This is a genomic window from Fuscovulum ytuae (genome assembly GCF_029953595.1).
Classification (GTDB): Bacteria; Pseudomonadota; Alphaproteobacteria; order Rhodobacterales; family Rhodobacteraceae; genus Paragemmobacter; species Paragemmobacter ytuae.
This window is the reverse complement of the sequence record NZ_CP124535.1, coordinates 2869685-2893740: the sequence shown is the minus strand read 5'-3', so window position 1 is coordinate 2893740 and position 24056 is coordinate 2869685. Positions and strand designations below refer to the sequence as shown.

Here is a 24056-nt window from a genome sequence, read left to right as displayed (position 1 = left end):
TTTGTGCTTCTACGGAGGACGGAAGAGATTGGATCAGCGTGTAATTTTTTTTGGACAGTGGGAACTTGACATCGAAATTCTGCGAAACATTTCCCCGACTGTGATCCAGCGGACAGCATGCGGCGTAACACACCCATGATGTTCGATGCCCGTCAGGCCGAAAAAACGGATGCGCCATCGTCCGCGCAGCAATATGCTGCGCTGGAACAGAGGGTTAGTGTCCGGAAGGAAGGCCCTGCCGTGCAGACGGATCAGGTGGAAACGGATTGGGCAGCGCTGGTGTTGCGTGTGCGCGATCATCAGGACAAGGCGGCGTTTGCAGCGCTGTTTCGGCATTTCGCCCCACGGGTGAAGGCCTTTCTGATGAAATCGGGCGCCGATGCAACGACGGCTGAGGAATGTGCGCAGGATGTCATGGCAACGCTGTGGCAGAAGGCACACCTGTTTGATCCGTCGCGGGCCTCGGTGGCGACTTGGGTCTTCACCATTGCCCGCAACCGACGAATCGACGCGCTGCGCAAGGCGCGGCGGCCGGAACCGGAAGAATTGCCTTGGGGGCCAGAGCCTGAACCCGATCAGGCCGAGGTACTTGAGGCGCAGCAGGATACTGAACGGTTGGGAACAGCGCTGGCCCAACTGCCCGAGAAACAGCGCGCGTTGATCGAACGGGCCTTTTATGGCGATCTTTCGCATAGCGAGATTGCCGCAGAGACGGGCCTTCCTTTGGGAACGATCAAGTCGCGCATTAGATTGGCGCTGGAGCGATTGCGCCAGCAAATGAGTTGAAGGCACGAAGACGGATGAGCATCAAGCACCATCTTACGGACCAGTTGTTAATGGCCTATGCGGCAGGTGAACTGCCCGAGGCGTTCAATCTGGTTGCGGCGACCCATGTGTCCCTGTGCGACGAATGCCGCGCCCGGCTTGCCTCGTTCGAGGCGGTGGGCGGCGCGATGCTGGAAAGCGAAGACGTAGCGGCGATGTCGGATGACAGCCTTGCCGCCTGCATGGACCGGATCAGTGGGCTGTCGCAGGCCACCGCACGCCGCCCGTTGAAGCGGGCGGGCATCTTCCCGGCGCCCCTGGCGGATTACGTTGGCGGTGGCGTTGGCAAGGTGAAATGGCGCAGCCTTGGCATGGGCGTACGGCAGGCGATCCTGCCGACGGGCAAGGATGCATCTGCGCGGCTGCTGTACATTCCCGGCGGTCAGGCGGTCCCTGATCACGGGCATCGCGGGCTGGAACTGACGCTTGTGTTGCAGGGGGCCTTCCGTGACGAGACGGATCGTTTCGGCCCCGGCGATATCGAAATCGCGGATGAGGCGATGCAGCACACGCCCGTGGCGGAGGATGGCGAAGTTTGCATCTGCCTTGCGGCGACGGATGCACCGCTGAAGTTTAACGCGATTATCCCGCGGCTTGCCCAGCCTTTCCTGCGCATCTGAGAGGGTGCAATCGTCCGTGGCATGAAAAATCATGCAGGTCAGATTGACACTTTAGAAGAATCAACTGTTGGGATAGCTTGACAGGTGCGCGTTTTGCGCAGGCTGGGTTGGCGATGATGCTGCACATGTCCCAAAAGGTGCTGGCTGATCTGGGCAGGGGTGAGTTGTCACTTCTGGATGACAGGTTGGCCGAAGCCGATGAGGGCGAGATGATCTGCGCCTCACATATCGAGGAGTGGGTCGGATCTTGGTTCACGGACGGGGAATTGCCGCCCCCCGCGCCCCTGCCTCTGGACGAGGTGTAAGGCACGCGATGAAACAGCGCTTCCTGATTTCCGCCCGGAACGATCTGGCAGCGCTGCGCGAACATTACAGCCGCACCTTGCCGCCCGGTCTGCGGCATGGGCAGCGCCATCTGTCGGACGCCCTACGCCGTCTGGCCGAGAACCCGGAAGCGGGGATCGCCCTGCCTTCGCCGCATGGGGTGCGTGCCTTGATGCTGCCGATCATTCCCTTTGTGCTGCTTTATCGCATTCGCGGCACGCGGATCGAATTGTTGCGGCTGTGCCGTCTGGGTCAATCCGACACGCCATGAAGGCGAACCAGAAGCGCGGGTCCGCCTGAGATTGGAGGCAGCGGCGCATCGGTCAAGATCAGGTCATGCTGCGCGAGGGTCCGACCCGCGACTGTAAGCGCATCAAGGGCGAAGAGAGCAAGCCGCCCACCCGAAGCTGCGCCCTGCCCTTCTCGCAGCAACCGTACGTCGGGGCGGGGCAGGTTGCGGGAGGTCATGACGTTGAAATCTTCGGACGGGCCTGCCGCCGTGCCAGAGGCGACCACCGCCACATCGCCCGGAAAGGCCACGGGCACAAAGGGCTGGCAGTCCAGCGCGATGCCATCCCCCGACAGCCGGAAACCGGGGCCAGAGATCACCGTCAAGTTCCGGTCTATGCCGGGGAAGAGGGAGAAGGGGCCATCTTCGGCCACTGTCGCCATGGAAAGACGGTAAAGGATCGCTCCATCCCGTTCGGCACGGGTCAGTTCCACCGTGACGCCCTTGCCGTTCTTCCACGGCTGGCGGGTATAGTCAGCCTGTGACAGATGCCTCATTCCGCGGCCTGCGGGCCGATCAGGGGCGTGCCGGGGGTGCCCAATTCCTCGAAATCAAAATTGTCCAAACGACGCGCGCGTTTCGTAGCCTTTTCGGTGGAAATCTTGATTTCCTCCACATCGCGCTGCGCCTGCCCGAAATGGCGGTCGAGGTTTTCGACCCGCGTGCCGAGCCGTTCCACATCGGCGTATAGCAACGCCAGTTCCTTGCGGATCGCGCCTGCCTGTTCGCGCATCCGCGCATCTTTCAGCACAGCGCGCATGGTGTTGAGCGTGGCCATGCAGGTGGTGGGAGAGACGATCCAGACCTTGGCGGCGAAGCCTTCGCGCACGACGTCGGGGAAGTTGGCGTGCAACTCGGCATAAACCGCCTCGGACGGCAGGAACATCAGCGCGCCATCCGCCGTTTCCCCTTCGAGGATGTATTTTTCGGTGATCGCCTTGATATGGGCGCGGACGGCGGTGCGCAGATTCCGTTGCGCCTCGGCCAATTGCGCGGCGTTATCGGCGCGGCGGAGGGATTCATAGGCCTCGAGCGGAAATTTGGCGTCGATGACGATCGGGCCGGGCGGGTTGGGTAGGTGGATCAGACAATCGGCGCGGCGGCCATTGGACAGCGTGGCCTGCATGGTGAAGCTGTCAGACGGAAGGGCCTTGAGAACGATGTCATGCAGCTGAATCTCGCCAAAGGCGCCGCGTGTCTGTTTATTCGACAGAATGTCCTGAAGGGACAGGACGTTGCCTGACAGTTTTTCGATATTCGCCTGTGCGCGGTCGATGGTTTCAAGGCGTTGTTGCAGTTCGCCCAAGCTGCGCGCGGTGCGGGTGGAGGTGCCATGCAGCGCCTCGGTCATCTGGCGCTGCACATCGGCGAGGCGTTGTTCCATCAGTTTGAGCATGGAGGATTGGCTGACCGCCGCCGCCTCGGACACGTGATGCAGGCCGCCCGCCAGCCGTTCCTGCCCTTCGGAGAGGGATTGCACGCGGTTCGTCATCCATTCCATCTGCCGCAGGATGGGCTGTGCCATGCGGGCAGAGGAGGCTGCCGCACGCAGGGTGAGGAGGAGGACAAGGACGAGCGCGAGCGCGACGCCGCCTGCGATCAGGATGGGCGGGTCGGTCAGGGCATATTGGGTTCCGGCAATCGTGATCATCGGCGACCAAACAGCCTTTCGATATCCGCGAGTTTCAGTTCCACATAGGTGGGGCGGCCATGATTGCACTGGCCGGAATGGGGGGTGGCCTCCATCTCTCGTAACAGGGCGTTCATTTCCTCGGGGCGCATCTGGCGGCCAGAGCGGACAGAGCCGTGACAGGCCATGCGGGACAGGACGGCCTCGATCTTGGCCTGCACGAGAAGGCTGTCGCCTTGGTCGGCAAGTTCGTCAAGGATATCGCGGATGAGGTGGGCCGCGTTGACGGTGCCAAGGATGGCCGGCGTTTCGCGCACGGCGACGGCGCTGCCGCCGAAGGGTTCAATGGCAAGGCCAAGTCGAGCGAGTTGGTCGGCATGGTCCAGGATGCGGGTTGCGTCGGTGGGGGAAAGTTCAACGATTTCAGGGATAAGCAGGGCCTGCGCGGCGATGCCCGTTTCTGCCATCTGGCGTTTCAGGCGTTCATAGACCAGACGTTCATGGGCGGCGTGCTGGTCAACGATGACCATGCCGGTTTCGGTCTGGGCGATGATATAGTTTTCATGCACCTGCGTGCGGGCGGCACCTAGAGGGCGGTGCGCCGCCTCAGGTTCCGGGGGCGGAGTGTCGGCGCGAGCGGCCGGGGCCTCGGCAAAGCCGGGGGGCGCCATGGGGGCCTGAAAGGCAAAGGCGCGCGACAGGCTGGGCTGCGAGGGGCGGTCCATCTGGTAGACGCGCGCGGGTGTTGGTTCAGGGCGGAAGGCAGCCAGCGTGGCATCGCCAACGGTGGAACTGGCGCGGTGACCTGCCCCGGACAAGGTCGTGCGGAGGCCTGTGATGATGAGCGAACGTGCGGCATCGGGTTCGCGAAAGCGCACCTCGGCCTTGGCGGGGTGGACGTTCACATCGACCCTTTCGGGATCACAGGTCAACGTCAGGACGGCGGCGGGGTGGCGGTCGCGGCTGAGGAAATCGAAATAGGCCACGCGCAGCGCACCCAGAAGCAGGCGGTCCAGCACCGGGCGGCCATTGACGAAGACGAATTGCTGCACGGATGACCCGCGCGAATAGGTGGGCAGGGCGGCATATCCGGTCAGCCGCATCCCTTCGCGTTCGACATCGATCTTCAGCGCGTTCTCGATGAAATCCACGCCGAGCACGGCGGCAAGGCGGGCATGGAGGGCATCGAAGAAATCGCCCCCCGTGGGATCAGCGCGAAAGAGGGTGCGGCCTTCGCCCCCGCCCGTCACTTCGCGCAGAGTGAAGCCCACGGTCGGTTCGGCCATGGCAAGGCGTTTGACCACCTCTGTGATCGCTTGCAGTTCAGCCCGGTCGGAGCGGAGAAATTTCAACCGGGCTGGCGTGGCGAAGAACAGGTCGCGCAGTTCCACCACAGTGCCGCGCGTCAGGGCGGCAGGTTTCACCGCGCCCATGCGCCCGCCTGCGACGGTGATCGACGAAGCCTCGCCCCCCGCAACGCGGGAAGTGATGGTCAGGCGGCCCACCGCGCCAAGCGATGGAAGCGCCTCGCCCCGGAAACCGAAGCTGTGGATGTTCAGAAGATCGGACCCATCGATCTTGGATGTCGCATGGCGCGAAAGCGCCAGCGGCAGATCATCCCCCGTCATGCCACAGCCATCATCGGTGACTCGGATCAGCGTCTTGCCACCGTCGGCAATATCCACCGCAATGCGCGTGGCCCCGGCATCCAGCGCATTTTCCACCAGTTCCTTGACGGCAGAGGCGGGGCGTTCGACAACCTCGCCAGCCGCGATACGGTTGACCGCCGACTCATCAAGTTGGCGGATCACCGGGCGGCCTTGGGGGCCAGATATCTTGGGGGACGGCGCGTTCATGCACCCATATGTAGCAGGCTGAAGGCTGTGAGGCCACAGATTCGGCGCTAATCCGTTGCCGTAACACCCTGCGGTTCGCCAACGATGATGAAGCGGAGTTTGTCGGGCGTGTAGAGTTCGCGGGCGACGCGCTGCACATCTTCCATCGTCACGGCCCAGACCTTTTCGTTACGGGTCTTGGGGTAATCGGCGGGCAAGCCCATCATTTGCATGTTCACCATGATAGAGGCGAGCGGTCCATTCCCATCAAAGCGGAGCGGGTAGGCGCCGGTGATGTAGGTCTTTGTGGCGTCCAACTCTGCCTCAGTCAGCCCGCCTTCGGCAATCTTGCGCCATTCGTCGCGGATCACCTCAACCGCCTCGGCAACTTTTTCATTGGCGACGGAGGTTTGGCCCATCATCACCTCGGCCTGATCATAGCCGACAAGCGAGGTGCCGATGCCATAGGTTAGGCCACGCTTGGCGCGGACCTCGGTCATCAGGCGGGCAGAGAAGCGGCTGCCCCCCATCGCCTCGTTCAGCAGAAGCGCGGGGAAATAGTCCGGATCGTCGGTCTGAATGCCGCCTTGGCCAAACAGGATCACCGATTGCGGGCCGGGGAACGGTTCGACCGTGATGCCACCCGTCAGCATCAGGTCGGCCTTGCCGGGCAAAGGCGTGCCGGTGGCGGGCAAATCGCCAAGGAGGGTATCAAGCAGCGCGCCAAGCTGTTCAGCAGAGATATCGCCTGCCGCCGCGACATAGAGACGATCACGCGCCATGGTCGCGGCATGGACAGCGATCAGGTCATCGCGGGTGAGCGCGGGAACAGTTTCCAGCGTGCCGTCGCTGTCACGTTCATAGGGGTGGTCTTCAAAGGCCTTGTCCCGGAAGATGCGACTTGCGATGGCACCGGAATCTTTCAGATCAGCCCTAAGGCCCGCAAGCACCTGCCCGCGCACGCGCTCTACTGCCTCGGAATCAAAGCGGGGTTGTTTCAAGGCGCTGCGCAGCAAAGCCACGGCCTGATCGCGGTTTTCGGTCAAAAACTTGGCAGACACGGCAACCGAGTCGATATCCGACCGAAAGCGGAATTGCGCCGCAAGATCATCGCGCGCCTTGGCAAAGCCTTGGGCGTCCAGATCGGCTGCCCCTTCTTCAAGGAGCGCGGTCATCAGATTGACCGCACCTTCCTTGCCTGCGGGATCAAGGGATGAGCCGCCGCGAAACCGGATTTCCAGCGCGGTGAACGGGATGCCGGGTTCTTCGATCAACCAGGCCTTGATGCCGCCGGGGGAGGTGACGGTCTGGATATCCACCGCCGCCCGTGCGGGCAGGGCAAGGAAAAGGGACACAATCGCAACAGTCAGAAAGCGGAGCTGACGGGTCATTGGGCGGCCTCTTCGCGCATAAGCCAACCCGTGACGGCGCGGCGCTTGTCCAGCACATCCTTTGCGGCGGCGATAATGTCATCGGCGGTGACGGATTTCAGGATATCGGGCCAAGCCTTGACGTCTTCCAGCGTCAGGCCTGTTGCCAATGCCTCACCATAAAGGCGGGCAAGGCCGTCGGAATCATCACGGGAATAGATATCAGCGGCGCGGATCTGGGTCTTTATCCGTTCGAGATCGGCAGGATCGGGACCTTTGGCGATGAAATCGGCGATGGCGGCATCCATCGCGTCCTCTGCGTCTTGCAGCGAAGTGCCGGGGGTGGGCACGACAACAAGGCCGAAGGTCGTGTCATCGACGCTGGACCCATCATAGAAGGCTGCCGTGTAAACCGCCTTTCGCTGATCGAATTGCAACGCGCGGGCGAGAACGGAGGTGGTGCCGCTGCCACCCAGAAGTTCGGCAAGGACGGTAAGAGCGGCGGCTTTTGTCTGATCGCCGGGGTCGCGTTCGGGGGCCAGATAGCTGCGCGATATATAGGGTTCTGACACGCGCGGGTCGGACATCGTCAGGCGGCGTTCGGCCAGTTGCGGGGGTTCGGACACCCGGTCACGGGGGGCAATTTCTGGCGCGGCGGGGATCACGCCGTAATGCGTTTCGGCCAAGGCGCGCACCTCATCCGGTGTAACGTCGCCCGCCACCACAAGGATGGCGTTGTTGGGCGCGTAATGCTGGCGGTAGAAAGCCAGCGCATCGTCGCGGGTCAACCCCTCCATCTCATGCCGCCAGCCGATGATCGGAATGCCATAGGGATGGTTGAGGTATTGCGCCGCCCGCATTTGTTCCGAAAGCAGCGCTCCGGGGCTGGTGTCGGTGCGCTGGTTGCGTTCTTCGAGGATGACGGATCGTTCTGTATCCACCTGATCGGGCGCGATGGTAAGGCCCGTCATACGGTCGGATTCGATCTGCATCATCAGATCAAGTCGATCTGACGCAACGCGCTGGAAATAAGCGGTGTAATCCCAGCTGGTAAAGGCATTGTCGCTGCCGCCCTGCGCCTCGACGATATCCGAGAAGGCACCGGGGCCGATCTTTTCGGTGCCCTTGAACATCAAATGTTCAAGGAAATGCGCGATGCCGGATTTGCCGTCAGGTTCATCCGCCGCGCCAACACGATACCAGACCATCTGCACGACGACGGGGGCGCGGCGATCCTGAATCACCACCACCTCTAACCCGTTGTCGAGTGTAAAGCCGGTGACCGCCTGTTCCGCCATGGCGGGGGCGGCGGTGAGAAAGGCCGCCGCAAGGGCGAGGCCGCGAAAGTCGGTCATCCGAACGCTCCGCTATGCCCGAGGAACGGGCGTGATCTTCGCATGGAAGGTGGACCGATGCGGCGGCGGGTTCAACCCGCCCCTACGCGGTTGTTACTCGCCTTCGCCATCCTGCGGAGGCGGGGCAGAGGGCGTGCGCACGCCCGCCTGACGCCAGCGCCACAATTCGGCGTGCTGGTCCAGCGATTGCGGCTGATAGGCGCGGTAATAGACGTTCACGTTGAACAGGCGTTCCAAGAGGCGACCATCATTTTCGCGACGGTATTCAAGATCTTCGGCGGCCAGCGTTTCGCGGATGCCCTGCGTCACGCCATAGCGCGCGGCATAGGCGTAAAGGCCTGCATGCGCGCTGTTCACCCCCTGCGTGACCGATGGGTTGCCACCCAATGCTGCGACAGCCTCGGCGTTCGGGTTGCGGTCGGTGCGGTTGGCGCCGCCGGGGGTGGGGTCTGGCAGGGCGGCCAAGTCTTCGGGCATTTCCAGCGGCTTGGGCGGGATGATGCCGAATTCGTCAGGACCGCCAGTGGTGGAGCGGACATTCATCAGCGAAGGCACGGTGTCGCGATTGCCGCATGCCGCAAGCGCCATCACCATCGCCAGAGCGATGGCGGGGAAACGCCGTGTTGCCTGCATGCCAGCCTCCGTCAACCGTCTTGCCCCGTCTTAGCGCATGTCGCGGCGCGCGTCACGGGGTCTTTCCCTTGCCAGGGTCACCCTTTGCCGTCTTGTCCGATCCGCCCGTAAAAAGGATCAGCCCGATTGCCCCCGCGAAGATCGAAATATCGGCCACGTTAAAGGCATAGGGGTTTTCGATGCCACAGCAAGACATGTTCAGGAAATCGGCCACGGCGCCATAGACCACGCGGTCGATCACGTTGCCCAGCGCACCACCGACCAGAAGCCCCGCCGAAATCTGTGCCCAGCGCCCCGGTTCTTCCCGCCGAACCCAAAGCCAGACCCAAAGCGAAATGGCGATGGCGACCGCGATCAGAACCCAGCGCATGAAATCGGCGTCATGGGCCAGAAGGCCGAAATTGACGCCCCGATTCCATGCCATACGAAAGGTGAGGAATGGCGGCGCGACATCGATCACGCCGCGTTCAATCAGGTTCAAGCCGTGGACGATGGCCACCTTCGTGACCTGATCCAGCACGAAGATGACGGCGGCGGTGATGGCGGCTGTCTTCATGCCCTGCCCCCGATCAATGGCGGAAATGGCGCATGCCGGTAAAGACCATGGTAAGGCCCGCCGCATCGGCTGCGGCAATCACCTCGTCATCCCGCATGGAACCACCCGGCTGGATGATCGCGGTAGCCCCCGCTTCAGCCGCCGCCAGCAGGCCGTCGGCGAAGGGGAAGAAGGCGTCCGATGCGACGACAGACCCGTGGGTAAGAGGCTGGGAAAGACCCAGCGCCTCGGCCATGTCCTGAGATTTACGGGCGGCGATGCGGGTGCTGTCGATGCGCGACATCTGACCTGCGCCGACGCCGACGGTCGCGCCGTCTTTCACATAGATGATGGCGTTGGACTTCACGTGTTTCGCGACTTTCCACGCGAAAAGAAGATCAGCCATCTCGGCCTCGGTCGGGGCGCGCTTGGTCACGACCTTCAGATCGCCTGGACGCAGGGCGCCTGCGTCACGGTCCTGAACCAGAAGACCGCCCGCCACTTGTTTGAAGGCCAGCCCTTGCGCGCGCGGGTCGGGCAAGGCAGCGGTGGTCAGAAGGCGGAGGTTCTTTTTCGCCGCAAAGATGGCTTTGGCTTCTTCGGATGCGCCGGGGGCGATGACGACCTCGGTGAAAATCTCGGTGATCTTTTCCGCTGTGGCGGCATCAAGTGGTTGGTTCAGCGCGACAATGCCCCCGAAGGCCGAGGTGCGGTCACAATCATAGGCGCGGGCGTAAGCCTCGGCCAATGTGGCCCCGGTCGCCACGCCGCAGGGATTGGCATGTTTGATGATGGCGCAGGCGGGCGCGCCACCGCCAAATTCGGCCACCAGTTCGAAAGCGGCGTCCGTGTCATTGATGTTGTTGTAGGAAAGTTCCTTGCCCTGCCACTGGCGTGCGGTAGACACGCCTTCGCGGCGCGAGCCATCGACGTAGAAGGCCGCACCCTGATGCGGATTTTCACCATAGCGCAAGCCTTGGGCCAGTTTGCCCGCGAACGTGCGATAGCGCGGCGCGGTTTCGCCGATTTCGCCCGCAAGCCAGTTGGACACGGCAGCGTCATAAGCGGCGGTTCGGGAATAGGCGGTCAGCGCCATCTTTTGCCGGAAGGCCAATGTGGTTGCCCCGTCATGCGCGGCCATCTGGTCCATCAGCGACTGATAGTCTGCCGGATCGGTGACGACAGTGACAAAGCGATGGTTCTTGGATGCCGCGCGGATCATGGCGGGGCCGCCGATATCGATATTCTCGATGCAGGTGGCATGGTCGGCCCCCTTCGCGACCGTTTCCTCGAACGGGTAGAGGTTCACGATCAATAGGTCGATCGGTTCGATCCCATGCGCGGCCATGGCCAGAAGGTGTTCGTCATCGTCCCGCAAGGCCAGCAGCGCGCCATGCACATTGGGGTGCAGCGTCTTGACCCGTCCATCCATCATCTCGGGGAAACCCGTCACATCCGACACATCGCGCACCTTCAGCCCCGCCGTGCGCAGCATCCCCGAGGTGCCGCCGGTCGAGATCAGCTCCACCCCTCGCGCGGCAAGGGCACGGGCCAGATCAAGCAGGCCGGACTTGTCGGAAACGGAAATCAGCGCGCGTCCGATCGGAACGAGGTTGGTCATGGCAGCACCCCTTGCAACAGGTCAGACCGGAACCGGCAATTCCTCGCGGTCCAGATCGCGGATGGCGAGCGGAGTATCCTGTGCCTTGGCCAAGGTCCAGCCGATCCGCAATTCTGCCCCCGTTACCGGCGCGGAAAGGACGATCTGCCGCGCAGCACGGGGCTGCAAGCGCCCTTTTTCCAGATAAACCGATGCATCCAGCGTCAGTTTGCCGACGCCGTCATGGCGGAAGACCCAAATCTCCCCGGACTTTAGCGCCATGGACACTGCACTTCCGCCCATGTCGAGCCGCGCATCCACATCAGGGTGAAGGTGAAAGCGGATCGACACCGTCACCCCATCCGGCCGTGTGGCGCGGACCGTTTCCAGCCGTCGCTGATCGGGGGCGGAGTGGACATAGACCATATCGGTTCCGGTCAGCCGCCGCCCCTGCGCATCCAGCGTGAGGATACGGGAATGGATCAGGCCATGGCTGCCGCGCCAACCATCCTGTGCGACAGAGACGGTTTGACCGTGGTGGTCGGCGGTCTGCTGCAAGGTGATGACAGCAGCGCGGTGGGCAAAATCATCGCTGCCCTTGCCGAGCCGGGATGAGGACGAGCCGTCGATCGACAGGGTGGAATGCGATGCGGTGGCGCGTCCGGCAAGCGTCCAGTCTTCGCCAAAGGGGCGACCGGAGCCGCAGCTGACGATAAGCGGGCGCCGCCCAGAGGTCAGTTCGAAGCCAAGCGTCGAGGCATGTGCCTCGCCGCTGGCGCGGCCATGCGGAGGGGCGGCGGCGTCTAGGATGATGGTCGACCGCCCGGAGGACAGGCGGACGAAGCCCATCGCAGGCACGCCATGCGGTGGTGCGCCCCTAACCCCAGAGGCCGCCAAGGCGGCATCCAGCCGCCCTTCGATCCCGCGCCCTCCGCCATGGAACCGCGCCAGACCCCCATCGGCATGGCGCAGCGCGCGAAGGGTTGGCACGATCCGCCCTATGGCGGTGACCACTTCTGGCGGCACCTCACGCCCCGCCTCTTCAAGGGCCTGCGCGGCCCAGTTCAGCAGGGTCAGCACCTCAAGCAATTCTTCGGGATTACGGGTGGGGATGCCACCGCCCGAGTCAATCTGGCCACGGCAATCGCGGGCCAGTGCGGCGACGGCGGTCTTCACCAGCTTTGCCTTGCCCTCCAACGCCAGCCCAGCGACGATGAGGCCCGTTAGCGCCTCGAACCGCGGCAGGCCGGGGGCGGCGCGGGTCCAGCGTCGGGCGAGGTAATGGGTCTGTACGGTGACCGCACGGAAATAGGCGGCCGAGCGAGCCTTATCCTGCCCCTGCAACAGAAAGACGGCATGGTTGATCCAGCGGATCAGGCGGCGGCCCGTCAGATCGGGCGTCCAGCCGGGGCCTTGGCCGCCACCGAACCGGTCGATCCAAGCATAAGTCCAATCCTGCGCCCTTTTGCGCGCACTGGCATCACCCACGGCAGCAAGATCATCCAGCCAGATGAAGCCCTGCACCTCGGCCGCAAAGATCGCATCGGGCGGGGCGATATCCCAGATGGAACTGGCAGGGGCCTGCACCAATTTTCCTGCAAAGAGGAAGTTGCCCGCCACAAGTTGGCGCCCGCGCGCAAAAAGGCCGATTGAGCGGGGTTCGGGCTGCGAGCGAAAGGCGGTGGCGACATGGGCAAAGCCCGCCCGCCATACGGCGAAACGGTTGCCAAGCGACCCTGTCGGTCTGTCACCTGTGATGACGGCCATGCCTCGCCCGTAACCTGCTGCCTGCCCGGTTCATTCATTCGGGTCTTGGCAAGCATATTAGACGGGCGAAGCGCTGCCTGTCACCTCACAAGCGCGCCGATCAGCGGGCTGACATGTGATCGACACGTTCAAGATATTGGGCCAGAGTCCGGATCTGACCCATCCACTTGTCGATCAGCCGGGGGTCGTGCGGCGCGGCATGGACGCCTGCCGGTATCTCGCGCGACAAGACCGATTCGATGGCGAGGGAGACAGGAACCGACACCAGCCGTGCCATTGCTGTGCCGCGCGCATCGCCCCATGCATCCAGCGCCCATTCCTCGTGCCAGACCGGGTGACCGTCACGTTCGGCCTTGAGCGAGACGAAAAGGACCACGCGGTCAGGTTCGCCTTCGTCATAGGAATTCTCGGCCCAGAATTGCGCGGCCATTTCGGCCAGACGGGCATCGCCTGCGGGGCCTTCCAGCGTTTCAATCTCACGGAACACAGGACCCCATGCTTCGGCCCAGCCGTTAAGGCGGATCGTGCCGCGCACGAAATCCTTGACCTGCCAATCGGGATCGAAGCGGTAATCTTCCATGAAGGGATAGCTGTCGCGGTTGGGATAAACCTCAAAGCTTTCGGGGGTGGGCAGCGGCGCATCATAGGCCGTGATCGCGTCCCATGGGCGATTTACGCGGAGTTCGCTGAAATTCCGCAAGCTGCGCGACGGAGAGCGCAGCGCCTTCAGCACGCCCAAGGGCGACCAGCTGAACTTGTAGCGAAAAGGGTTCGGGATTTTCGGCACGCCGCCGCAATAGGAGGTGAAGGAGAGGGTATTCTTCACGTCATAGGCCGAGGATGCGCGATAGCGGGCGACAAGGTCATGCGCCATCAGGTGGTCGATACCGGGGTCAAGCCCCACCTCGTTGACGGAACAGAGGCCCTTTTCGCGGAATTCGGCATCCAGCGCCCGCATTTCTGGCGCGATGTAGGAAGAGGAAACGAAATGCGCCCCCTTGGCCAGACAGGCCTTGGCAATGCTGACATGCTGATCTGCGGGCAGCATAGAAATGGCCACATCGCCGGGTTCCAGCGCGGCGGTTAGCGCCTCAAGGCTGTAGGGACGGATATCGGAGGTCAGGTCGCCCACCGCCTCGCGCGCCTTATCAACGGTGCGGTTCCAGACCGTCACCTTATGGCCGCCCTCGATCAGCCGCCGCAGGCCGGGAACCGCGGAAAGGCCGGTGCCGCACCAATGGATCGTCATGTCTTTGTCCTCCTACGCTGAGCTTTGCCCCGCGAAAATTCTTCGAAGATCTTTGCAAATTCCGTCGCAGGAATTTGTCCTATTGCGTCACAGCGTAGCGATATGGCGGTCGTATTCCACCTTTGCCCGCCCCCAAACCCCTGCTGTCAGATCGGTCAGCGTCATCAGGCTGGGCAAAAGCTGGCCTGCGTAATCCTCGCTGCTCTCGACGGGCAGGAGGGACGGCAGGTTGTCGATCGCCGTTACATCAAGTGGCGGATCTTCCGCCACGCGCAGCGCAGGCGCGTCCCAATCCGTCGCACGATCATAGACCTTGATGGGCGAGAAATCGGAGGTCGGATCGCAGGCGATGTCCCCGATCACGGTCAGCGCGCGGGGATCGGTCTTCGCGCTGGCAGGAACGAAGACCGGGCAGCCGGGGCGGGCAAGGATGCAGTTGAGGAAGATCTCATGGGCCAGAACCTCGGGGAAAGGCCCGCCGCTCGCGGTTTCGGCCATGTCCCATTTGGTGACGGCCACCCCCATCTGGGTGCAGAGGTCTGATGCCCCGGTGCCGACACGGCCCAGCGCCCCGATGACGATGGCACGGGGGCGGGCCATCCCTGCCATTTCCCGTTCCAGATCGGCGATCAGCGCGGAGCGGCCGGGATATTTGGCCACTGGCCCCGCAATGCCGCCGCGCCGCTGCGCCGCCCAGCATTTCAGGGCGACAGCAGCCCCGGCGAAACCCGCCCAATAGCCAAAGGCGGCAACGCGCCGCCCAGTTTCGTCGACCAGGTATTCCAGATCGTAAAGAGTGCCGCCGCCTGCCTTGAACCGTTTCAACAATTCGCGCCCGGCAGGCTGGCCCTTATAGGCATGGCCAAACATGATGTGGCGATGGATGAGCGGCGTGCCGTCTTCGGGCAATTCCTTGAGGCCAAAGATGATGGCGTCGCGCGGGGCATTGGGCCACAGGTTTTCAGCGACGATCTCACATCCCGCGGCTTTGTAGCCATCGATCGGGATGGCGCGGACCGACGATTCCTCGACCGACACATGCAGCCCTGCCTTGACCAGCGCGGCAGCACCTTCGGGCGTCAGCCCGACCCGTTCTTCATTTGGACGCTGTTCCGCCCGGACCCAGAGATGCGTCATGCTTTATCCTTCCGTGGCGCAATAGCCGCGCCGCCCTGCCCGCTTGCGCCAGCGTTCTGCCGCAAGACAGGCCTCGCGCAGGTTTGAAAACCATACCAGCAGAGCTTGCCCACGCTTGCCCCGCTGGCCCCATTCCCTCAGCACCGAATATTCACCGAACAGGTTATAGCTGACCTCAACCCGATAGAATCGGGGGCGCGGGCGCGTGTCGCGCAGCATGAGATAGGTCAGCACGGTCCGGCTCCGTCTTGCCGTTGCGGATCATGGATTAGCAGAACCATCGCCGCGCGAAAGGGGATCAGAGGTCAAAGCTCGCAAAGACGGGAACATGGTCGGACGGCTGTTCCCATCCGCGGCAGGGCCGCAGGATGCGGCTGCCATGCGCGGCCCCGGCGATATCGGGCGTGGCCCAGATGTGATCAAGGCGCCGCCCTTTATCCGCGGCATCCCAATCTGCGGCACGGTAGGACCACCAGGAATAAAGCAGGCCCGACGGGATATCCTGCCGCGTGACATCGACCCATCCCCCAGCATCCTGGGCGGCGCCCAGATGTTCCACTTCGATCGGCGTGTGGCTGACGATCTTCAGCAATTGCTTATGCGACCAGACATCATCTTCGCGGGGCGCAATGTTCAGATCGCCGACAAGGATGGATTTCGCAGGCTTCTCGGCATGGAAATGGTCGCGCAGATGGGTGAGGTAATCGAGTTTTTGGCCAAACTTTTCGTTTTCCGTCCGCTCCGGGATATCGCCGCCTGCGGGGACATAGCAGTTGTGGATCGTCAGCCCGTTTTCGAGCCGTGCGGCAACGTGGCGGGCATGGCCGAGTCCCGCGAAATCCACCGATCCCGCATCTGTCAGCGGCATTTTGGACAGGATCGCCACGCCGTTATAGCCCTTTTGCCCCCGGGCAACCATGTGGGTATAGCCAAGGGCCTGAAACGCCTCGACCGGGATTTTTTCGACAGGGCTTTTGCATTCCTGCAGGCACAGCACATCGGGGGCCTCTTCCTGCATCAGGCGCGCCACCAGACCTTCGCGCAGGCGGACGGAATTGATGTTCCAAGTGGCGATTTTCATGAGGCTGACCTTTGCGCGTCATTCGTGGGATCGGCCCGGCAAGCTAGGCCGCTGCGCCGGGCTTCGCAAGCCGAGGGCGGATCGAACGATCGTCCGGACGCCCAGGCCTTCACCGCCGCGCTGTGCCAAGGCTTGGGCGATTGGCGGGTTTTGGATAGGCTCTCATCAAATCCAAAGGATTCCGCACGCAACAGCTTGACCTGCCGGTTCAGCAGGATTCGTATCTGTTCCTCAATCCCCGTTTCAATAAGCCCTATACCAGCTTTCATCTGGCATGGGATCGGGCGCGCAAGCGTTTGGGGATGAAGGACGTGCGCATTCACGACCTGCGGCACACCTATGCGAGCCTTCTGATCAACCGCGGGGCATCGATCTATGAGGTGCAGAAGCTTTTGGGTCATTACCACATCTCGATGACCGAACGGTATGCGCATCTGTTGCCAGATACGCTGCATCAACGGGTCGAGATCGTGGCTGACCTTTTGGCAGGACGGAACGCGCAGGTGGCGCGTCCTCACTAACCCCTGCGGCTTTCTTTGCCGATCCTGCCAGTGACGGCCGACCCTTGGGCCGGCCGCCCTGACACAGGCCAGGCTGCGATCAGTCGTTGATCGTGAAGGTGTTGATCTCACACAGGTTCTGGGATTTTGTTGCCTCGATCCCTTCATCGCTGACGAAGCGAAGGTCATAGTCGCAGACATCGAGGCCATCAGCGATGGTGATGTCGCCCGACATGCCGGGTTCGACGGCGTCGACGGTCAGGATGTTTTCGCCCCACAACTCTTCGTCGATGGGCGAGACGTTCATTTCGACGATCGTGTGGGAACTGTCGTTGATCAGGGTGAAGACGAGGTCTTCGGCAAAGACCGGGGTGGCGGCCAAGGCGACGGCGACCGCAACGGGGATACGCATGGAACTCTCCACTGAAACAGACCGCCAAGCGGGTGGCGGCAGGCTCTTTTAGGCGAGGTTCGGGCGGTCGCCAAAGCCTATCGCGATATACTGAGGTATAAGTGGCGAGCGGTTGCAGAAAAAATGCCCGGGCAAAGCGCGCCCGGGCGTCCAGTCCAACAGGGAGGTGCAACCCCGCGCAGATGGCAGGTTGCAATGAAAGAGAACGGCACAGCCTGCGATTGGGTGAGTCAACAATCTTGCGCCATTGTTAGCCAAACGGAAACAGATACCGGCCGCAGCGATTCGGCAGAAAAAAAGGCCGGGCATTGCGCCCGGCCAAGTCCAACAGGGAGGATGCCGTGTCATAACCCCGACACGGCGAGGGGAACCCTTCATGCGATCAATCTCGCATGAAACTCTAAATAGGTAGTGAATCCGGCGACAATAAGACCCTTAGGCCACCAATCTGTAACCGCCACTTTCGGTCACGAGCAGGCGGGCATTTGACGGATCGGGTTCGATCTTCTGCCGCAGGCGGTAAATATGGGTTTCCAGCGTATGAGTGGTCACCCCGGCATTGTATCCCCAGACCTCATGCAGCAGCACGTCGCGAGCCACAACGCCTTGTTGCGCGCGATAAAGGAACTTCAGGATATTGGTTTCCTTCTCCGTCAGCCGGATTTTCTTTTCCTTTTCATCGACCAGCATCTTCTGCGCGGGCTTGAAGGTGTAGGGGCCCAGCTGGAAGATCGCGTCTTCGGATTGTTCGTGCTGGCGCAGCTGCGCCCTGATGCGCGCAAGCAACACTGGGAACTTGAAAGGCTTCGTCACATAGTCGTTGGCCCCGGCATCAAGGCCCAGAATCGTATCAGCATCCGAATCATGTCCCGTCAGCATCAGGACCGGGCACTTCACGCCAGCCTTGCGCATCCGGCGGCACAGTTCGCGACCATCGGTATCGGGAAGACCCACATCCAGGATCACGAGGTCGTAAAGACCGGCTTTGGCCTTTTCCATCCCCTCTGCCCCGGTGCGGGCTTCGAAGACGTCAAAGTCTTCGGTCATGACGAGCTGTTCGCTCAGCGCCTCGCGCAGGTCGTCGTCATCATCGACCAGCAGAATCTTTCTTAGGGTGCCCATTGCAAGCTCCGTCCGTCTTGTGCGGCATCTTCGTCTTGCAACACATTGGCGAGACGCGCCTTTCCGGCAAGAATTGCGACGGTCCTCTCACGCGGATGTGTCAAGTTGCGAGGGAATATTTCACTTTTCCCATGGCGCGACCTAGATAGGGCGGCAGAGGACCCAGATATGACCCGACCCGCCCCCCTTGCCCCCTCCCCCATCGAACGGCTGGCCCGCGCGCGCGGCGACCTGCGCATGGGTGTTCCTGTGGTAATGACGGGGGATGGCCGTGCGATGTTGATCGTGGCGGTAGAGGCGTTGGAGCCTGCGCGCCTTGCCGCCCTGCGTGCGCTGGGTCAGCCGGAACTGGCGCTCACGGCGCGGCGGGCCGAGACCTTGAAGACCCCCGCCTATGACGGCGATATCGCGCGCATTCTTGTGCCCGAAGGGATGGGAGTAGAGTGGCTGCGTGCGCTGGCCGATCCGGCGGATGATCTGCGCGTGCCGCTGAAGGGCCCGTTGCGCAGCCTGCGCGAGGGGTCCTCGGCCCTGCACCGCGCCGCGCTGCAATTGGTGAAATCCGCCCATCTTCTGCCCGCCGCCCTGCTGGTGCCCGTGGCGCATGGCTTGGCCGTGGCGGAAGAGAACGCCCTTACCCTGCTGCCTTTGGCCGAGATCGTCCCAGAGCTGGCCCGCATGTCGCCCTTGCATCCGGTGGTCAACGCACGCCTTCCGATGCAGGCGGCGCAGGCGGGAAGGGTTCATATCTTCCGCCCAGAGGATGGCGGGGAAGAGCATTACGCGATTGAGATCGGCAGACCCGACCGCAGCCAGCCCGTACTGGCAAGGCTGCATTCCGCCTGTTTCACAGGTGACGTTCTGGGCAGCCTGAAATGCGACTGCGGCCCGCAATTGCGCGCAGCCTTGGCGCATATGGGCGAGGAAGGCGCGGGCGTTCTGCTTTACCTTAATCAGGAGGGCCGGGGCATCGGCCTTGCCAACAAGATGCGCGCCTATTCGTTGCAGGATCAGGGTTTCGATACGGTGGAGGCGAACCATCGCCTTGGGTTCGAAGATGACGAACGTGATTTCCGCATTGGTGCCGGCATCCTGCGGAAGATGGGCTTTGCTTCGGTCCGGCTGCTTACCAACAACCCGCGCAAGATGGCGATGATGGAAAGCTGCGGCGTGGCGGTGGCGGAACGTGTGCCGCTGAAGGTGGGGAAGACGGATGAAAACGCGGCCTATCTGGCGACCAAGGCTGCGAAGTCGGGGCATCTTCTGTGAAGCCGTCTGATCTGGTCGTGGGCCCTTGGGGCGCGCGGTTCATGGGGCGGAGCTTTCCATGTTCCATTGGGCGAACTGGAATCGTTCCGGCGCGCATGAAACGTGAAGGGGACGGGGCGACGCCTGCCGGGGTGCATCGTTTTGTCGGAATGCTCTATCGCCCCGACCGGCTGTCGGCGGCAGAACTGCCCGACTGGGCGCTGCCCTTCGGACCATCAGACCTGTGGTCGGACGATCCGAAAGACCCGGACTACAACCTGATGGTCCGGGCACCGCATGGCTGGTCGCATGAACGGCTGACGCGACCCGATCCGATGTATGACTTGATCCTGCTGACGGATTGGAACTGGCCGCAGGCGGAACCGGGCCGGGGATCGGCGATCTTCGTCCATACATGGCGGCGTCCGCGGCGGGGCACGGCGGGATGCGTGGCTTTCGGGCGCACAGACCTGCTTTGGATCGCGAACCGCATTCGCCATGAAAGCCGTCTGGTGATCCGCCTTTGAATCCGCTTTCCAAACCGCTTTGGAAGCCCTAATGTTCCCCCGATAGGGGAGGACATCATGGCCCGCACGCCATCTTCGGATGACGACATCTTTGACCTGCGCCTTGCCCGCAGTGCGCCGGACCTCTGGCCGATGCTTGAGGCGCTTTACGGTGCACGGCCGGATTATGCAGGCTTTCATGATGCGCTTCTCAAGTCGATGCGGAAGGCATGGGCAGATCGCGCGCCCGATCTGAAGCGGTTGGACCTGAAGCGGGATCTGGAACCCGACTGGTTTCAGCGCCCCGACATGGCGGGCTATGTCTTTTATATCGACCGCTTTGCCGGAACGCTGCCCAAGGTTCTGGAAAAGCTGGATTATCTGCAGGAGCTGGGGGTCAATTACATCCATTTCATGCCCTGCCTGAAACCCCGCCCGGGCGATAGCGACGGCGGCTATTCGGTTATGGATTACCGCGCGATCAACCCGGCCTATGGCACGATGTCGGACTTCGAGGCCGTTACGGCGGAGCTGCGTAAGCGTGGGATTTCCGTCTGTGTCGACCTTGTTCTGAACCACACCGCCAAGGAGCATGCCTGGGCGAAAAAGGCCGCCAAGGGTGATGCGAAATATCAGGACTATTACCTGATGTTCGACACACCCGATCTTCCAAAGCGCTATGAGGAAACGCTGGTCGAGGTGTTTCCCGACAACGCGCCGGGGAATTTCACCCATTACCCGGACTTCGGGAAATGGGTCTGGACCACCTTCAACGAACATCAATGGGACCTGAACTGGGCCAATCCTCAGGTGTTCCTTGAGATTGCCGAGATCATGCTTTTCCTCGCCAATCGCGGCGTGGATGTGCTGCGTCTGGATGCCGTGGCCTTCATGTGGAAGCGGATGGGCACCCGGTGCCAATCGGAACCAGAAGTGCATATGCTGCTTCAGGCGCTGCGGGCGGTGTGCAGGATCGCATGTCCCGCTGTCCTGCATCTGGAAGAGGCCATCGTCGCACCCGCCGAGATGCTGCCCTATCTTGGGCGTGGGCGGCATGACGGTAAGGAAGGCAATCTTGCCTATCACAACAGCCTGATGGTGCAATTCTGGTCGGCGCTCGCCACCCGCGACACGCGGCTGATGACGCATGTGATGGGCACGCATTTCCCCGACCGGCTGACCAATGCGACCTATGCCACCTATATCCGCTGTCATGACGATATCGGCTGGGCCGTAACGGATGAGGATGCTGCGGCACTGAACCTTTCCGGGCCTGCGCATCGCGCTTTTCTGTCGGATTTCTACGACGGCACCTTCCCCGGCAGTTTCGCGCGCGGCACGCTGTTTCAGGTGAACCCGGCAACGGGGGACAAGCGCATTTCCGGTACATTCGCAGCCCTGGCAGGGCTGGAACAGGCCGAGGCGACGGGCGACGTGGCAGGGGCGGAACTTGCGGTGCAGCGTGTCTTGATGGGCCATGCCCTGATTGCGGCATGGGGCGGGATCCCGTTGATCTATATGGGCGACGAACTCGCCCTTCCGAATGATTATGGTTATCTTGACGTGCCGGAACATGCCCATGACAGCCGCTGGATCCATCGCCCGCGGATGGATTGGGCGGCAGCCGAGGCACGGCATGAGGGGCGCAGCCATGCCTCACGCGTTTGGCTGGGGCTGCGCCACATCCTTGCGCGGCGGCGGGCGACGGTAGCCCTGCATGCGGCGTACCCGATCCGTGTGGTGACATGTGAAAGCGCGCAGGTCTTTGCCTTCCGCCGCGATGCCCCGACGGGGACGCTGCTTTGTCTGTTCAACTTTGCGGAAAGCTGGGCCCATGTGCCAGAAGCTTGGGCGCGGGCCCAAGGTGCAACGCGGCTGTGGGATGAGTTGTCGGATCATCCGGTCGAGACGCATCACGGCAATATCGTGCTGCCGCCCTATGCGCGGGTTTGGTTGGCGTAGGATGGGCTGTATTGCCCATCCTACCCGTCAGGCGTAGCTCCGCGCGCCGAAAATCGCTGATCCCACCCGCACATGGGTGGCGCCCGCCGCGATGGCGGCTTCGAAATCCCCGCTCATCCCCATTGACAGGCCCGTCAGGCCGTTCCGCGCCGCCATCCCGGCCAGTGCGGTAAAATGAGGGGTGCTGTCTTCACCTTCCGGGGGGATGCACATCAGACCTGCCACTGTCAGGTCCATCCCCCGGCAGGCGGCAAGGAAGGCATCCAGTTCAGCAGGCAGGACGCCGGCCTTCTGCGCCTCTTCTCCCGTGTTCACCTGTATAAAGAGTTGCGGGCAGCGCCCGCGATCCTGCGCAAGACGGGCAAGCTTTTCGGCCAGCGAGGGGCGGTCGACGCTGTGGATCGCGTCAAACAAGTCGACCGCCACCTTGGCTTTGTTCGTTTGCAAGGGGCCGATCATGTGCAGGTCGACCTTGCCGAAACGGGCCTGAAGGTCGGGCCATTTCCCCGCCGCTTCTTGCACGTAGTTTTCACCAAACACGCGATGACCCTGCTCCAGAACAGCCACAACACGATCCAGCGGCTGCACTTTGGAGACGGCAATCAAGGTGACGGAGCCTGCCGCGCGCCCGGCCGCCTGCTCTGCGGCCCGTATCTTACTGGCGATGTCTGACAGACCCATCATGTCCTCCGTTCCCCTGTCTTGCGCCATGAATCATAGCGCTTTCGGGATGGGAAGCGAGGAATCGAAAAGGGGCGGGCCATTGGCCCGCCCCTTTCCTTTCCGATCCGGGTAGGATCAGAACTTGAAGGTCACACCGAGGTCGGCAGTGCTCGAGTCGCGACCGGCAACCTTGGTGCGGGCCCAGCCGCCGGTGATGGCAGCACCGCCACCCAGATCGTAGGACGCGCCGACACCGAGAGCCGCCGTGCCGCCCAGTGCCGAGTCATCGGCATAGAACAGCGTGCCCGAAAGCGCGCCGGTCGTGTAGGTCGCCGAAGCGGCATACTGCTTGCCGTTGTTGGCCGGGGTCTTGATGTTCACACCGGCCAGTCTGCCGGAGGCCTGACCAATCAGGCCCTTTACAGTCAGGCCTGCAACCTTGCCTTCCAGCGTCAGGACGACGTGGTCGAGGTCGGTATTGTCAAGCGGCTTGGCAGCCGTCACGAGGGGCGTTGCCACCGTGACACCAGCCGGAGCGATGTAGCCGGACAGCTTTTCATAGCCGAGGCCGATCGTGTAACCGCTGAAGGTGTACTTCGCACCCAAAGCAGCCGCCGTTGCGTTCGAGTTCAGACCGGTATTGGCCGCAGCGTTCCCCGAGGTCACCGGACGGGTGTTGGTGTGCGACGCATAGAACGTGAAATCACCGAAGCTGTATTCGTACAGAACGGTGGGGTCGGTGGTTTCAAGCGGGTTATCCGGACCGGCGGCAAAGGCCTGCGTCACAAGGTTCGCACCACCTGCGCCGAGGAACGTCGACTCGTTCAGGTCGCCGAGACCGGTGAAGCCGACGCCAGCCACGTGGCCGGTCGCCATCTGGGCCGCGCCGTCGACGTCACCCATCGAAATCTTGCCGAAAGCGCCCGACAGGAACACGGAACCGGCGGTGCCGCCAGCAGCGCCACCCGCGTTGTCCGCACGGAACGAACCGCCGAACTGCAGGCCGCCGTCGGTTTCGCCCGACAGGCCGAAGGCGACACGAGCACGCGAGGTGAAGGCGAGGCCGCTTTCATCGATGGTCGGGGTGCGAGGGTCGTCGGAGCCGGACGAAATGACACCCATGCGGCCATCGCCCGACAACGTCACATCTGCGGCGGCGACCGAAGCGCCGGCGACGAACATGGTCGTCGCGAGCAGGACTTTTTTCATTGGTATTCTCCTTACTGGTAAAGAACCGATGCCGGGAACCTACTCTCGCACCGCCGTCATGATAAAGTCTTATGGTTTAATGGTTTAGTATTAACAAAAGTTAACGATGCATTCGCGCCACAGTGACGGCAACAACAGGCCGTATCCGCCCCGAAACGAGGCGGTTATGTTAGTAAATGTTAAT

Annotated in this window: 25 protein-coding genes; 8 read left to right on the top strand and 17 right to left on the bottom strand. The window is 62.5% G+C overall.

Annotated elements, in window-relative coordinates:
- Positions 1-135 precede the first annotated feature (135 nt).
- The 4 genes from QF092_RS13875 to QF092_RS13860 all read left to right on the top strand — a co-directional run bounded on the left by QF092_RS13875 (position 136) and on the right by QF092_RS13860 (position 2040).
- Complete coding sequence (locus QF092_RS13875; protein WP_337250642.1) at positions 136-786, top strand: sigma-70 family RNA polymerase sigma factor; 651 nt, start codon at positions 136-138, stop codon at positions 784-786.
- A 14-nt stretch (positions 787-800) separates the two neighbouring features.
- Complete coding sequence (locus QF092_RS13870; RefSeq protein ID WP_281464633.1) at positions 801-1445, top strand: ChrR family anti-sigma-E factor; 645 nt, start codon at positions 801-803, stop codon at positions 1443-1445.
- Positions 1446-1522: 77 nt separating this feature from the next.
- Positions 1523-1750, top strand: a complete 228-nt coding sequence (locus QF092_RS13865) for a hypothetical protein (RefSeq protein WP_281464631.1) — start codon at positions 1523-1525, stop codon at positions 1748-1750.
- 8 nt (positions 1751-1758) lie between these two features.
- Positions 1759-2040, top strand: coding sequence for a type II toxin-antitoxin system RelE/ParE family toxin (locus tag QF092_RS13860; protein ID WP_281464629.1), 282 nt, complete (start codon positions 1759-1761; stop codon positions 2038-2040).
- On the opposite strand, the gene QF092_RS13855 is transcribed toward QF092_RS13860, so the two are convergent.
- The 13 genes from QF092_RS13855 to QF092_RS13795 form a co-directional block, all read right to left on the bottom strand.
- Positions 2022-2555: a HutD/Ves family protein gene (locus QF092_RS13855; RefSeq protein WP_281464627.1), complete on the bottom strand. Its 534-nt coding sequence runs from the start codon at positions 2553-2555 to the stop codon at positions 2022-2024. The genes QF092_RS13860 and QF092_RS13855 overlap by 19 nt on opposite strands.
- Positions 2552-3709, bottom strand: a complete 1158-nt coding sequence (locus tag QF092_RS13850) for a DNA recombination protein RmuC (protein ID WP_281464625.1) — start codon at positions 3707-3709, stop codon at positions 2552-2554. The genes QF092_RS13855 and QF092_RS13850 overlap by 4 nt, the downstream gene beginning before the upstream one ends.
- The gene (mutL, locus tag QF092_RS13845) at positions 3706-5544 is read right to left on the bottom strand and encodes a DNA mismatch repair endonuclease MutL (protein WP_281464623.1); all 1839 of its coding nucleotides are present in this window, start codon (positions 5542-5544) and stop codon (positions 3706-3708) included. Before mutL ends, QF092_RS13850 begins: the two co-directional genes overlap by 4 nt.
- 47 nt (positions 5545-5591) lie before the next feature.
- Entirely contained in the window at positions 5592-6914 is a 1323-nt protein-coding gene (locus QF092_RS13840; protein ID WP_281464621.1) for a M16 family metallopeptidase, read from the bottom strand.
- On the bottom strand, positions 6911-8248 hold the full coding sequence (locus tag QF092_RS13835; protein WP_281464619.1) for a M16 family metallopeptidase: 1338 nt from the start codon (positions 8246-8248) through the stop codon (positions 6911-6913). The genes QF092_RS13840 and QF092_RS13835 overlap by 4 nt, the downstream gene beginning before the upstream one ends.
- 93 nt (positions 8249-8341) lie before the next feature.
- Entirely contained in the window at positions 8342-8881 is a 540-nt protein-coding gene (locus QF092_RS13830) for a DUF3035 domain-containing protein (RefSeq protein ID WP_281464617.1), read from the bottom strand.
- A gap of 52 nt (positions 8882-8933) precedes the next feature.
- Positions 8934-9437 (bottom strand): signal peptidase II, encoded by a 504-nt coding sequence (gene lspA, locus QF092_RS13825; RefSeq protein ID WP_281464614.1) that lies wholly within the window; start codon positions 9435-9437, stop codon positions 8934-8936.
- A gap of 13 nt (positions 9438-9450) precedes the next feature.
- Entirely contained in the window at positions 9451-11037 is a 1587-nt protein-coding gene (purH, locus tag QF092_RS13820) for a bifunctional phosphoribosylaminoimidazolecarboxamide formyltransferase/IMP cyclohydrolase (RefSeq protein WP_281464612.1), read from the bottom strand.
- A gap of 21 nt (positions 11038-11058) precedes the next feature.
- A complete protein-coding gene (locus tag QF092_RS13815) occupies positions 11059-12783 on the bottom strand; it encodes a heparinase II/III family protein (protein ID WP_281464610.1) in 1725 nt (574 codons plus the stop codon).
- 100 nt (positions 12784-12883) lie between these two features.
- Positions 12884-14032, bottom strand: a complete 1149-nt coding sequence (locus tag QF092_RS13810) for a saccharopine dehydrogenase family protein (protein ID WP_281464608.1) — start codon at positions 14030-14032, stop codon at positions 12884-12886.
- Positions 14033-14119: 87 nt separating this feature from the next.
- Positions 14120-15169, bottom strand: a complete 1050-nt coding sequence (locus QF092_RS13805) for a saccharopine dehydrogenase (RefSeq protein WP_281464606.1) — start codon at positions 15167-15169, stop codon at positions 14120-14122.
- Between the two features lie 3 nt (positions 15170-15172).
- Positions 15173-15403 carry a WGR domain-containing protein gene (locus QF092_RS13800; RefSeq protein WP_420026463.1) on the bottom strand — a complete coding sequence of 77 codons (231 nt, stop codon included), beginning with the start codon at positions 15401-15403 and terminating at the stop codon, positions 15173-15175.
- 64 nt (positions 15404-15467) lie between these two features.
- Positions 15468-16250, bottom strand: a complete 783-nt coding sequence (locus QF092_RS13795) for an exodeoxyribonuclease III (protein ID WP_281464604.1) — start codon at positions 16248-16250, stop codon at positions 15468-15470.
- Between the two features lie 164 nt (positions 16251-16414).
- On the opposite strand from QF092_RS13795, the gene QF092_RS13790 reads away from it, so the two are divergent.
- Positions 16415-16771, top strand: coding sequence for a tyrosine-type recombinase/integrase (locus QF092_RS13790; RefSeq protein WP_337250664.1), 357 nt, complete (start codon positions 16415-16417; stop codon positions 16769-16771).
- Between the two features lie 79 nt (positions 16772-16850).
- Here the strand turns inward: QF092_RS13790 and QF092_RS13785 are convergent, their stop codons facing one another.
- Together QF092_RS13785 and QF092_RS13780 are read right to left on the bottom strand one after the other, a co-directional pair.
- A complete protein-coding gene (locus tag QF092_RS13785) occupies positions 16851-17162 on the bottom strand; it encodes a hypothetical protein (RefSeq protein WP_281464602.1) in 312 nt (103 codons plus the stop codon).
- A 435-nt stretch (positions 17163-17597) separates the two neighbouring features.
- Positions 17598-18284 carry a response regulator transcription factor gene (locus QF092_RS13780; RefSeq protein ID WP_281464600.1) on the bottom strand — a complete coding sequence of 229 codons (687 nt, stop codon included), beginning with the start codon at positions 18282-18284 and terminating at the stop codon, positions 17598-17600.
- A gap of 168 nt (positions 18285-18452) precedes the next feature.
- On the opposite strand from QF092_RS13780, the gene ribA reads away from it, so the two are divergent.
- From ribA to QF092_RS13765, 3 genes are read left to right on the top strand one after another with little or no spacing between them, the layout of a single operon-like run.
- Complete coding sequence (ribA, locus tag QF092_RS13775) at positions 18453-19553, top strand: GTP cyclohydrolase II (RefSeq protein WP_281464598.1); 1101 nt, start codon at positions 18453-18455, stop codon at positions 19551-19553.
- A 41-nt stretch (positions 19554-19594) separates the two neighbouring features.
- Positions 19595-20059, top strand: a complete 465-nt coding sequence (locus QF092_RS13770; protein ID WP_281469995.1) for a L,D-transpeptidase family protein — start codon at positions 19595-19597, stop codon at positions 20057-20059.
- 57 nt (positions 20060-20116) lie between these two features.
- Positions 20117-22000 (top strand): amylosucrase, encoded by a 1884-nt coding sequence (locus QF092_RS13765; protein WP_281464596.1) that lies wholly within the window; start codon positions 20117-20119, stop codon positions 21998-22000.
- A gap of 27 nt (positions 22001-22027) precedes the next feature.
- Here the strand turns inward: QF092_RS13765 and QF092_RS13760 are convergent, their stop codons facing one another.
- Together QF092_RS13760 and QF092_RS13755 are read right to left on the bottom strand one after the other, a co-directional pair.
- On the bottom strand, positions 22028-22681 hold the full coding sequence (locus tag QF092_RS13760) for a YggS family pyridoxal phosphate-dependent enzyme (RefSeq protein ID WP_281469993.1): 654 nt from the start codon (positions 22679-22681) through the stop codon (positions 22028-22030).
- Positions 22682-22798: 117 nt separating this feature from the next.
- Positions 22799-23872 carry a porin gene (locus tag QF092_RS13755; protein WP_281464594.1) on the bottom strand — a complete coding sequence of 358 codons (1074 nt, stop codon included), beginning with the start codon at positions 23870-23872 and terminating at the stop codon, positions 22799-22801.
- Between the last annotated feature and the right edge of the window lie 184 nt (positions 23873-24056).

Excerpts from the sequence above, each read along its gene's own strand:
- QF092_RS13870 (WP_281464633.1), top strand. The coding sequence starts at position 801 with ATGAGCATCAAGCACCATCTTACGGACCAGTTGTTAATGGCCTATGCG.
- QF092_RS13835 (WP_281464619.1), bottom strand. The coding sequence starts at position 8,248 with ATGACCGACTTTCGCGGCCTCGCCCTTGCGGCGGCCTTTCTCACCGCC.
- QF092_RS13795 (WP_281464604.1), bottom strand. The coding sequence starts at position 16,250 with ATGAAAATCGCCACTTGGAACATCAATTCCGTCCGCCTGCGCGAAGGT.
- QF092_RS13810 (WP_281464608.1), bottom strand. The coding sequence starts at position 14,032 with ATGACGATCCATTGGTGCGGCACCGGCCTTTCCGCGGTTCCCGGCCTG.
- QF092_RS13815 (WP_281464610.1), bottom strand. The coding sequence starts at position 12,783 with ATGGCCGTCATCACAGGTGACAGACCGACAGGGTCGCTTGGCAACCGT.
- QF092_RS13860 (WP_281464629.1), top strand. The coding sequence starts at position 1,759 with ATGAAACAGCGCTTCCTGATTTCCGCCCGGAACGATCTGGCAGCGCTG.
- QF092_RS13765 (WP_281464596.1), top strand. The coding sequence starts at position 20,117 with ATGGCCCGCACGCCATCTTCGGATGACGACATCTTTGACCTGCGCCTT.
- mutL (WP_281464623.1), bottom strand. The coding sequence starts at position 5,544 with ATGAACGCGCCGTCCCCCAAGATATCTGGCCCCCAAGGCCGCCCGGTG.
- QF092_RS13830 (WP_281464617.1), bottom strand. The coding sequence starts at position 8,881 with ATGCAGGCAACACGGCGTTTCCCCGCCATCGCTCTGGCGATGGTGATG.
- QF092_RS13755 (WP_281464594.1), bottom strand. The coding sequence starts at position 23,872 with ATGAAAAAAGTCCTGCTCGCGACGACCATGTTCGTCGCCGGCGCTTCG.
- QF092_RS13850 (WP_281464625.1), bottom strand. The coding sequence starts at position 3,709 with ATGATCACGATTGCCGGAACCCAATATGCCCTGACCGACCCGCCCATC.
- QF092_RS13785 (WP_281464602.1), bottom strand. The coding sequence starts at position 17,162 with ATGCGTATCCCCGTTGCGGTCGCCGTCGCCTTGGCCGCCACCCCGGTC.
- QF092_RS13760 (WP_281469993.1), bottom strand. The coding sequence starts at position 22,681 with ATGGGTCTGTCAGACATCGCCAGTAAGATACGGGCCGCAGAGCAGGCG.
- QF092_RS13875 (WP_337250642.1), top strand. The coding sequence starts at position 136 with ATGATGTTCGATGCCCGTCAGGCCGAAAAAACGGATGCGCCATCGTCC.
- QF092_RS13855 (WP_281464627.1), bottom strand. The coding sequence starts at position 2,555 with ATGAGGCATCTGTCACAGGCTGACTATACCCGCCAGCCGTGGAAGAAC.
- QF092_RS13780 (WP_281464600.1), bottom strand. The coding sequence starts at position 18,284 with ATGGGCACCCTAAGAAAGATTCTGCTGGTCGATGATGACGACGACCTG.
- QF092_RS13805 (WP_281464606.1), bottom strand. The coding sequence starts at position 15,169 with ATGACGCATCTCTGGGTCCGGGCGGAACAGCGTCCAAATGAAGAACGG.
- lspA (WP_281464614.1), bottom strand. The coding sequence starts at position 9,437 with ATGAAGACAGCCGCCATCACCGCCGCCGTCATCTTCGTGCTGGATCAG.
- QF092_RS13840 (WP_281464621.1), bottom strand. The coding sequence starts at position 6,914 with ATGACCCGTCAGCTCCGCTTTCTGACTGTTGCGATTGTGTCCCTTTTC.
- purH (WP_281464612.1), bottom strand. The coding sequence starts at position 11,037 with ATGACCAACCTCGTTCCGATCGGACGCGCGCTGATTTCCGTTTCCGAC.
- QF092_RS13770 (WP_281469995.1), top strand. The coding sequence starts at position 19,595 with ATGGGGCGGAGCTTTCCATGTTCCATTGGGCGAACTGGAATCGTTCCG.
- ribA (WP_281464598.1), top strand. The coding sequence starts at position 18,453 with ATGACCCGACCCGCCCCCCTTGCCCCCTCCCCCATCGAACGGCTGGCC.